This window comes from Lentzea albida (assembly GCF_900111005.1).
GTDB lineage: Bacteria > Actinomycetota > Actinomycetes > Mycobacteriales > Pseudonocardiaceae > Lentzea > Lentzea albida.
Genome location: NZ_FOFV01000024.1, coordinates 110,814 through 120,405 on the forward strand (window position 1 = coordinate 110,814; position 9,592 = coordinate 120,405).

Here is a 9,592-nt window from a genome sequence, read left to right on the forward strand (position 1 = left end):
GCCCGCCCTTCCCCTGCGCACGCCGGACCTTCAGCATGTGATCACGACCGGAGGCTGCGTGGCGTGGTGTCGTGGTGTGCGGATGCACTGTGGTGCGGGGCGGCGTCCAATCGCGAGGTGAACAGCGCCGAGGAGAGCAGACGCACCCCTCGGGTCGTGAGCGGGTGCACCCCGCACATCTCCTCGATCTTCTTGAGGCGGTAGTCCAGCGTCGCGCGGTGCACGTGCATGGCCGCCGCGGCCGCCCTTCTGTCCAGGTCGTGCCGGTAGAGCGCCTCCAGGGTGGCCAGGAGGTCCGGGCCGCCGGACAGCGCGGTCAGCAGGCCGGACAGGTGCCGCCTGGCCGTCTCGTCGCGGGACAGCGCCCGCTCCACGAGCACGTCGTCGAGGGCGCAGCCACCGTGCTGCTCCGCAGCGGCGGCCAACTGGGCGGTGGTGCGCGCCTCGGCCACCGCGGCGGGAATCCCGCTCGGGGAACGGGGGAGGGACAGGCCCGCGCTCACCGGGACACCGAGGCCGGCGGTGAGATCGCCGATGAGCGCGTCGACGGTGGCGCGCGGTGGCGAGCCGGGGAGCAGCACCACCAGGTTGCGGCCGTCCGACGAGCTCAGCACGTCCTCCTGCTCGCAGATCAGGCCTGGGAGGACGAGGTCGGGAGGGGCGAGCAGGTAGACGACCACGTACGTGCCGGCGACCGCTATCCCGGCCTGCCTCGCGGTGGCGGGACAGATCTGTCCGCCTTCCACCAACGCGGTCGTGAGCCGTGACCTGGCCGTGCGCCACGAAACCTGGGACGAGGTCGCACGAGCCAGGGCGTGCCGCGTGTTGCGGGTGACGACCGACTCGAGCGCGGCACACCACGCTCCGACCTCGCGCAGACGCGGCTGGTCGTCCGGTGCGGCACGGTCCCACAGGTGGTGCAGGACAGCGTACAAAGCCGCCCGCAGAACCGCGTTGGTGTCTCCGGCAGCGTTTCCCGCCAGTGCCGAACCCACGAAGTGGTCGACGAGAGGTGCGGTCTCCTCTGTCCGTGGGGGACCGGTGACCTGCTGCAACCTGGCGGACACGCAACGGGCGACGTGCTGCAGCACCACGTCGTGCGGGTGCGGCGTATGTCCGGTGTGGATTTCAGGAACTTCTCTCATCAGGGCGACCAACTTTCCTTGCCCTGCTGTTCCGCCCGCTGTGACCGGTGTCCGCATGGTGTCGCCCCCGTCCCGCTCCCGCAGTTCGTGCACCCCCAAGCTAGGGGCAGCGGAGGTGCGGGCTGAAATGCGGATAAGCAGGCATGCCACCCGGTCATGCACACGTGGATCACCGAACGGGAGTGTTGCCCTCCGATGCCGCCTCCGCTGGTCGGGTGGTGTGCGGATGCACCGTTGCTCTCCCTTGCTCGCACTCGCCGTCACCGGAAACGTCGACTGTGACCACGCCGAGTCACCGCGTCGCGGGGTCGTTCGACACCAGGAGTGAACATGCCCGGACCAAGCGTTCTTCTCGACCACGCACTGCGTGACGCCTCCGATTCGGTGCAGGCGATCACCACGACCACCGGAGTGCTGGTGGCGGTCAGCGCGTCGTTCAGCGACCTGGTCGGCAGGCCGGGCAGAGCGCTGCTCGGGCGGTCCTGGTACGAGTTCCTGTCCACCCGTGACGCCGCGCGCGACAGGGCGTGTGCGCGCCGCCTGGCCCGTTCCGGAGAGGTAGGGCGGTTCTCGGTGGAGATCTCGCGGCCGTCGTGCGGCAGCGTGCTACCCGCGGAGATCACCCTTGTGCGCGTGTGGGCCGAAGCACGGCGGACGACCTGGCACGTGCGATCGGTGCGAGGCCGTCCGGTCCGGCCGGCGGTGCGCGAGGTGTCGGCGGTGCGGAGGAGGATCGTCGAGATGATCGCCTCCGGGAGGACGAACCAGCAGATCGCCGGAGCGCTCGGCGTGAGCAGGCAGGCGGTCGAGTACCACGTCACCCGCCTGCTCCGGTCGACCGGCACGAGCGACCGCGCCCACCTGACGTCCTTCGCCTACCACCACGGGTGGCTGAAGACGGCGGACTGGCCACCCGTGACCGCCTGAGGATCAGCCGGCGAGCCGCCGCCGGCCTCGTGCACGCACCACCGTCAACGCGGTCGAGAACAGCAGCACACCGCGAGTGGACGTCGGGCAGACCCCGGTGAGCCGGCGGACTCGTTGCAGCCGGTACTCGAGCGTGCTGCGGTGCACGCCCAACGCCTGCGCGGCTCTGGTACGGCTCAGGTCGTGGTCGTACAGGGCCTCCAACGCTTCCACCAGGTGAGCCCCTGCAGCACGGAGTCGCGCCATGACGACGGCGACCCGTGCGGACACCTCGGCGTCGGTGGCCACCGACGCCTCCACCACGACGTCGAGCCCGGTCACCACTCCCGCCAGCCCGCCCGCGCTACCGAGCGAGGCGAACCCCGCGACCTGCCGCACCACGTCTGGCAGGTCCTCCGACCGGACCGGCCCTGCCAGCCCGACGACGACCGGGTGTGCGTTCCCGGCTGCCCGACGAGCAGACTGCTCCTCGTCGGGGCCGGTACAGGCGGAGAGGACGCACCACACGTCTTCGTGCCAGGTGATCAGGTGCCCCGGCTCGGCCAGGTGTCGAGCGAGCTGCGCGTCAGCGGTGGCGGAGACCACCCACCGGCGGGGGAGCGGTGTACCGAGCACTTCTGCGACGGCGTGAGCGGTGCCGGGGTCGGCGAGCAGTGCCTGCGCCCAGAGCTCTCGTTCTGCGGTGCCGTGCTCTCCGCTTTGCCGCAGCAGGAGCAGCAACACCGAGGACCGCAGCTGCGCGCACCGTTCGGCCACCTGCTCGGACCGTGCCGCCGCACTGGCGAGATCACCAGCCGGGGACGCCGGCCACACTTCCCTCTGCACGAGCAACTCCAACCTCCTCACGGCGAGGAGTGCTTCCTGGAGTGAGGAACACCCGGTGCCGACGCGGTTCGCGATCGTCCGGCTGAACGTGTGCAGCTTGCGCTCCCACCGCCGTCCCGAGACCTCAGGCCGGCCACTGTCGTCGCCCAGCGCGAACGCCAGCAGCCTCGCCGGGATGGTGCTGCTGTGCTGCATGTGCCAACCTCCTTGAACGCCAACGAGTTCCGAGCGCCACGCTAAGCGCCCGCCGGTTCGGTGCGGTTGCCGTTCGTTAGGGCATTCCGAGGTGTGCCTGCGCAGTGCCTCCATCCGCGATGGGCGGAAAGCCGGCACCGATTGCCGCATTCCGTTCAGCGTCCCGCCGGTCGTGCTCTGCGACCGTTGCGTCGCAGGCAAAGGCACCAGCGAATAAGGAGCGGGCGATGACGATGAAGAAGATCGGAGCGGTTGTCGCGGCGGGAGTGGTCGCGCTCCTGTGCTCCGCCGGCGCACCCGCGCAGGCGGCGAGCTCGATCCAGTTCGGCCAGGTCCACGACGTGGCGGCGAAACCGGAGTTCTACGCCGGAGCGACGTTCTCCGTCGGCTCGGGCTACTACAGCTGGTCGTGGTGGGCGGATGGACGAGCCGTGGGGCCCACCTATGCCGGCAACTGTGCTGTCGTGAGCTGTTCGGTTCAGGCCCCGACCCACCAGGCCTACGAGCGGATCATCAACTACGGCGCCACCCTGAAGAAGTTCACGATCCGGGTGGTCGGCACCACCCCGGCGAACATCCAGCTCGCGGTTCAGTGACGCGCGACCCGTCGGAGGGCGCGGGGGCACTCGCACCGGGAGAGAGGAGCGAGAGCCCCCGCGACGGCGGACAGAACCTCTCGGTGACGCGGTGGTGGGAGTCACCGGGGTTCTTGCCACTGACCGAGTTTCTCTGCGAGGACGCGACACGGCGGCTCGTGTTGGTGTGCATCTGCACACCAACAAATCCTGGAGCTCACCCGCAGTCGTGGATGCTCTCGTTGTGAAGCACGCACGACGCCCGCGACGCCACCACGTCACGGCCTGCTGATGCCGGGCCATGTCGTGGTGGTCGGGTACGGCGCGATGGCGGTGGATGCGCTGCGGCACATCTGTTCGTCCGACGCGACGGACGATCTCGTGGTGCTGGACGTGGACGCGTTCGCGTTGACCGCCGCCCTCGCCAACGGTGCCAAGGCGTTGCGCGGAGACGGGCGGGATCCCGGCGACCTGCGGCGTGCCGGGGTTCCGTCCGCTGCGCGCGTGATCATCGCCGCACCGGACGACGACGGGTTGCTCACCGCGATCGCCGTGCGCAGCCTCACCGAGTCCGTAGCGGTGACCGCGGTGATCCGGCAAGCCTCCCGGCGGGACCAGTTCCTGCGGGCGGGGGTGGACGAGGTGCTGCTGAAGCTGCCTCGGGAGGACTGAGCCGCACTGTCTGCGGCGACGCTCCGCCCGTGGCGGACGCTGCTCCGCCTCACTCCGGCGGACCTCGCGCGAAGGTGGCGACAGGTCGATGTCACCATGAACCTGGTGAGCACCGCACCGCGCGCCGGAGAGCTGCGCGCCGCAAGCGCGGACATCAGTGTCCACGGGAACGCGGGCGGCATCTTTCCGGTCTGCCGTGCGTCTGCAGGGCGCGGGTGCGGTTCGATTCTCGTCGTGCCCTGTCCGGCCGTCTTCAGCGGTCGGGGACCGGCGGCGGTGTTCCGGTGAGATGCCGCGCCAGAACGGATGCGGGCGGCTGGACCGGAGTTCTCCCGTCGAGCGCTCCTCCAGCCGCGGCACGGAACCTGCTGCGAACCCGGGGCGGCCACCTCTGCTGGTCGAGCACACCCAGGTGGTACGCGGTCGCGATCATGAGGGAGCTGTTGTTGGCACAGCGCAACTTCCGCGCCAAGCTGCGCAGCTGGTAGTCCACGCCTCGCCGAGTGATCCCGAGCCGGCCTGCCGTCTCCTCGTTGGACAGACCGAGCGCTTTGATCTCCAGCACCACGATTTCGTTGTCCGTCAACAGGATCGGTCTGATCTCCTCCGAGGCGGTGCGCCGTGGACGCAGGATCGCGACCACCGAAGAGGATCCGTCCTCCTCGCCGGGAACCAGAACACAGGTCACAGCCGCGTGCACGACCCGCCCGTCTCGTGTGCGGTACCTGCGCGCGAAAGCGACCGCACGGCGGTTCCCGGACAACAGCGCGGCGATCTGCTCCTCGGCGTCAGGCGTGTCATCGGTCTCGTGGAAGTCGGCTACAGCCTGTCCTCTCAGCTCCGAGAGCCGAGCGCTGAAGATCTCGCACAGGGCGGGATTGGCGTCGAGAACGATACCGGTCTCGGACAGCACCAGCATGGGAATCGGAGCCCGGTCGAACAGGGCCTGGTAGCGGTCACGCCACCTCACCAGCTCGCGGTCGGCCAGGACGCGCTCGGTGAGGTCCAGTCCGATGTTCCCCTCGAGATAACGGCCCTCAGCGTCGGTGAAAGCGAAGCGGTGCCCGAAGATGTGCACCTCACCCTGTGCCAGCGGAATCCGCCACACCCTCGTCTCCGCGCCACCTGACTCCTTGAGCCTCGCGTGCATCACGTCCATGGCGTTCGCCACCACCGGTGCGAAGGCGGCGCTCGCAGCGAAAGGGGGGTGCACGGAGTCGGGTACCTGGTAGGCGCGGCGAGCTGCCTCGTTGAGCCAGGTGTAGTCGCCGTTCTCGTCGCGGATCGCCGCCGTGGCGGGCGACCGATCCATGAACAGCCGGAATCGGGCCTCGGCCGAGTACCTCGCGTGGTCGGCGGTGACGAGGTCGTGCACGTCGATCGCGACACCGAGCACACCGACCACCTGGTCGCCGCACCGTTGCGGGACCGCGTAGCCCTGCGTCCAGCGGCCATTCCACAGGTAACGCCCGTCCGCGTCCCGTCCGCCCAGCGCGGTGCGGAAGATGCGCAGCACCTCCTCCCGAGCGGGATGTCCCACGGGCACCAACTGGTCCACCCGTTCGCCTTCGCCGTTCAACTGCGGACTGAACAGCGTCGAGCCCGTGACCACCCTGACCCTTCCCGTGAGATCGGTGACGGTGAAGACCACGGGGAGCCGGTCGAGCAGCAGCTTCATCTGCTCCACCGCGAACCGGTGCTCGGTCACGTCCTGCACGGAACAGGCGACCAGGTGGCCGTCTTCTCCGCTCTCGACGCCGAACATGCGGAGCTCGACCCACCCGGTGGAACCGTCGGGCTTGCGGCTGCGCACCACGACCACCTCGGGAGAGCCACCGCCGGCCACGCGGCGCTCGGCCTCCACGACCTCCGCCGACCGCTCGAACTCCACGTCGTCGCGGGCCGTGTGGCGCCACACCACGGCGCCACCTCCGTCCCGAACCTCCGCCATGAGTGGTGCCGGCAGCCGGAGCACGTCGAACAGCGCCTCCCGCGGAACAGCGCCTGTGCGCATCGCCATCCTCCGGGCTCGATGGAACTTGATCAGCATCGCGCGGGACGTTCGTCGGCGGCGCCGGTGGTTGGTGTGCGCGTGCACACCAACCACACGGTCACTTCCGTTGCGACGGCGCTGTCGTCAGTGTTCCTGGAAGACGCACTTCATGCCGGTGGGCACACCGACCCAGCCGCTCCCGACGACGGGGTCGTTCGCTCCGCCACCACCGATCTGCCTGCTGCGAACCTGGAACTCGTGCTTCTGGAACTCGGGCACACCGAAGATCCGGCCGCCCTTGGCGCCGAAGGTCCTCTCGCAGGTGGCGTTGATGGCGATCGTCTTGGACTGGTCCGCGTTGACCCCGAAGTTCGCCGACAAGGAGTCCTTGACCAGGTTGAAGCCGATGTTCGAGCTGTAGCCCACGCTGCCGGTGAAGGACTTCGTGTAGCTGCAGTAGAGAGTGCCGGGGTAGACGGACGACGCGGAGCACAACGACGTGCCCGACACGCTGTAGAAGCCCTTCGCCGTGATGTTCGAGATGTAGCAGCCGAAGGGCTCGCACACCCCCGCTGCCGAGGCGGGAACGGTGCCCACGGCCACCGTCGCCACCGCGAACGCGGCAGAGATGACGACACGCGCCAGTTTCCTCATTTTCTTCTCCTTCAGAAGACGGCGGAATCACGATCTGCCTCGTTTTCAGGAGGTCGATCCGCCTGGAGCCGATGACCGGCTTGGAACTCGTGCACGGCCAAGGCTGCCAGTCGTTCCACAGTGGAGAACCGATGTTTGAGGTGCAGCTGCACACATCGAATTTCGCCAGGGTCGACGAGGTCCCACGCCCGCCCCTGTGACGTGCGGTGCGCATTGCCGGCAGTCGAACCGAACCGCCCCTGTTTCGAACCACAGGTGAAACGGAGGTGTGACCATGGGTTCACGACGTCACCCAGGCAATGCGCGACATGCGCGTCATGTCCCTGCGGCATAACAAAAGCACTGCAACGAGCACCGGCTCACCAGACCCGTGACCAGCTACCGCCAGATGTTCACGAGCAGTTCGGAGCGGCGCATGATCTTGACGGCGCTGGCCGTCGACCCGTCCACACGCGGAGCCCCGGTGGGGTGGTCAACGAACACCGATATGCCGCGATGACCTTCCGTGCGGCACAGGTACGAGCCCTTCACCATTGGCCGAGTGGGTGGACCCGTACTTCAGCCTGAGGGGCCATGCCCTTGGGGGCCGGCATTCGGGGCGATGAGGGTCTTCTCCAACCACCACGGTGAGGCTGCGGCAGGCGGCATGATCGTCGGGATTGCGGGCGCCAGGCGATCAACCGCTTCGGGCGGCGGGCGATGAACGTGCGCCGGACACCGGCAGCCACCGCCTGCGAGAGCAGGCCCGCTGCGGTTGCGGCGAGCAGGACGGCGACGATCACCAGCACGACCGAGGCCGGCTTGGTTCCGATCTGCTTCACTACGCGTTCCAGTTCGCTCGCGAGCCGAACGATGTCCAGGGCGTGCCGGTGACCGAGGAACTTCGCCACCGCGACGGCTGCCACGAACAACAGGCCCGGGAGGGCCAGCGCGGTGAGCCGGCGGTCGGCGAGCTTCTTGCCAGCTCGGATAGAAACGCCGTCACGGGCTAGTCCGCCCGAATGATCCGGGCACCGCAGGAGTCCACACCGGACAGGAGCAGCGGTGCCGGCTCTTCTCCGGCGGACAGGTCGTCAGCCGGTCGTCTCTGTTGTGGTGTTCGCGGTTCGGGTGCGCAGCCAGCTGGCGGTGACCGCGGTGACGAGCACCGTGGCGACCACGGCGAGGGAGACACCTGTGGGGATCTTGAAGATGTCCAGCAGCAGCATCTTGACGCCGACCCACACGAGCACCAGCGCGAGGCCGAGCTTGAGGTAGACGAAGCGGTGCATCAAGTCGGCGAGCAGGAAGTACAGGGCGCGCAGGCCGAGGATGGCGAATGCGTTGGAGGTGAACACGAGGAACGGTTGCTGGGTGACGGCGAAGATGGCGGGGATGGAGTCCACGGCGAACACGACGTCGGTCACCTCGACCAGGACCAGGACCGCGAGCAGCGGCGTGGCCACCCAGCGCCCGGCCTGCCGCACCAGGAACTTGGCGCCGTGGTAGGTGTCGGTGACCGGGATCAGTCGACGGAACAGGCGCAGGACGACGCTGTGTTCGGGGTCCATGGTCTCGTTGCGGTGCAACGCCATCCGGATGCCGGTGACGACCAGGAACGCGCCGAACACGTACAGGATCCAGGCGAAGCTCGCGATCAGCACCGACCCGGCGGCGATGAAGACGGCGCGGAACACCAGTGCGCCGAGCACACCGTAGAACAGCACTCGGTGCTGGTACTCGCGGGGAACGGCGAAGTAGCCGAAGATGATCGCGAAGACGAAGACGTTGTCGACGGCGAGGGACTTCTCGATGACGTAGCCGGCGAAGTACTGACCGGCGAACTCCGCGCCCCACACCCACCACACGACGGCGCCGAAGCCCAGGCCCAGCGCCAGCCACACGGCCGACCACACGGCGGCTTCCCGCACGCCGATCACCTGTGCCCTGCGGTGGGCGAACAGGTCGATCACGAGCATCAGCAGGATGACGCCGAGCACGGCGGCCCAGGCCCACAGGGGAACGAGCATCGGTGGTACACCTCCGGTTCGTGAGCGGAACCAGAGGTCTCCCCGACCACCTCGCGGCGACGTCGTCGCGCGTGGTGGTGCCGGGACCGGGCGGCCGTCGGGGCTGCCGTACTGACGATCCCGGGCGAGGTGGGTACTCCCCTCCGTGCCTCAAGAATGACGAACTGGAGTTCGTCAGTCAAGGTTGATCCCCGTCACTCGTGGACCATTAGGCTGGATGTCATGACGCCTGCCGAGCACTCAGCGCCGCCAGGGGAGCGCGCCGCCGGCTCGTGGACGTTCCTGAGCAACCACGCGCATGTGCTGCTGTGCCTGGCCTCCGACCCGGACCAGACGTTGCCGGTGATCGCCGAGCGAGTCGGCATCACCAGTCGCGCTGTGCAGCTGATCCTCGTGGACTTGATCGACGGCGGGTACGTCGTGCGAACGCGGAACGGTCGCCGCAACCACTACGAGGTCAATTCCGACGGTCACCTGCGCCACCCGCTGGAGGCCCATCACAGCATCGCCGACCTCATCGCGGCGCTTGGTCTGGCCGAACCCGGCGAACCACCTCCTCGTGGCAGCTGACCATCCCTGTCCTGTGGACCGGATCGC

General features: G+C 68.6%; 10 protein-coding genes. 4 read left to right on the top strand and 6 right to left on the bottom strand.

Translation table 11 applies throughout. The annotated features are described in order from the left end of the window. Positions 1 to 41 precede the first annotated feature (41 nt). Positions 42 to 1,145, bottom strand: a complete 1,104-nt coding sequence (locus tag BMY74_RS39465; RefSeq protein WP_177230152.1) for a helix-turn-helix domain-containing protein — start codon at positions 1,143 to 1,145, stop codon at positions 42 to 44. A gap of 330 nt (positions 1,146 to 1,475) precedes the next feature. On the opposite strand from BMY74_RS39465, the gene BMY74_RS39470 reads away from it, so the two are divergent. Next, positions 1,476 to 2,072, top strand: a complete 597-nt coding sequence (locus tag BMY74_RS39470) for a helix-turn-helix transcriptional regulator (protein ID WP_143091895.1) — start codon at positions 1,476 to 1,478, stop codon at positions 2,070 to 2,072. A gap of 3 nt (positions 2,073 to 2,075) precedes the next feature. Here BMY74_RS39470 and BMY74_RS39475 read toward each other — a convergent pair whose 3' ends face one another. Beyond that, positions 2,076 to 3,092: a PucR family transcriptional regulator gene (locus BMY74_RS39475; RefSeq protein WP_089925995.1), complete on the bottom strand. Its 1,017-nt coding sequence runs from the start codon at positions 3,090 to 3,092 to the stop codon at positions 2,076 to 2,078. Positions 3,093 to 3,319: 227 nt separating this feature from the next. Between BMY74_RS39475 and BMY74_RS39480 the strand changes: the two genes are divergently transcribed. Then, positions 3,320 to 3,688 (top strand): hypothetical protein, encoded by a 369-nt coding sequence (locus BMY74_RS39480; protein ID WP_089925998.1) that lies wholly within the window; start codon positions 3,320 to 3,322, stop codon positions 3,686 to 3,688. Between the two features lie 270 nt (positions 3,689 to 3,958). Then, positions 3,959 to 4,339, top strand: a complete 381-nt coding sequence (locus BMY74_RS39485) for an NAD-binding protein (RefSeq protein WP_089926000.1) — start codon at positions 3,959 to 3,961, stop codon at positions 4,337 to 4,339. 253 nt (positions 4,340 to 4,592) lie between these two features. Here BMY74_RS39485 and BMY74_RS39490 read toward each other — a convergent pair whose 3' ends face one another. The 4 genes from BMY74_RS39490 to BMY74_RS39505 all read right to left on the bottom strand — a co-directional run bounded on the left by BMY74_RS39490 (position 4,593) and on the right by BMY74_RS39505 (position 8,995). Continuing rightward, complete coding sequence (locus BMY74_RS39490) at positions 4,593 to 6,353, bottom strand: PAS domain S-box protein (RefSeq protein ID WP_177230153.1); 1,761 nt, start codon at positions 6,351 to 6,353, stop codon at positions 4,593 to 4,595. 123 nt (positions 6,354 to 6,476) lie between these two features. Then, on the bottom strand, positions 6,477 to 6,986 hold the full coding sequence (locus tag BMY74_RS39495; protein ID WP_089926007.1) for a hypothetical protein: 510 nt from the start codon (positions 6,984 to 6,986) through the stop codon (positions 6,477 to 6,479). Between the two features lie 527 nt (positions 6,987 to 7,513). Further along, positions 7,514 to 7,891: a hypothetical protein gene (locus tag BMY74_RS44520; RefSeq protein ID WP_143091896.1), complete on the bottom strand. Its 378-nt coding sequence runs from the start codon at positions 7,889 to 7,891 to the stop codon at positions 7,514 to 7,516. 168 nt (positions 7,892 to 8,059) lie between these two features. After that, the gene (locus BMY74_RS39505) at positions 8,060 to 8,995 is read right to left on the bottom strand and encodes a TerC family protein (protein WP_089926014.1); all 936 of its coding nucleotides are present in this window, start codon (positions 8,993 to 8,995) and stop codon (positions 8,060 to 8,062) included. A 222-nt stretch (positions 8,996 to 9,217) separates the two neighbouring features. On the opposite strand from BMY74_RS39505, the gene BMY74_RS39510 reads away from it, so the two are divergent. After that, a complete protein-coding gene (locus BMY74_RS39510) occupies positions 9,218 to 9,565 on the top strand; it encodes a helix-turn-helix transcriptional regulator (RefSeq protein ID WP_089926017.1) in 348 nt (115 codons plus the stop codon). Positions 9,566 to 9,592 lie beyond the last annotated feature (27 nt).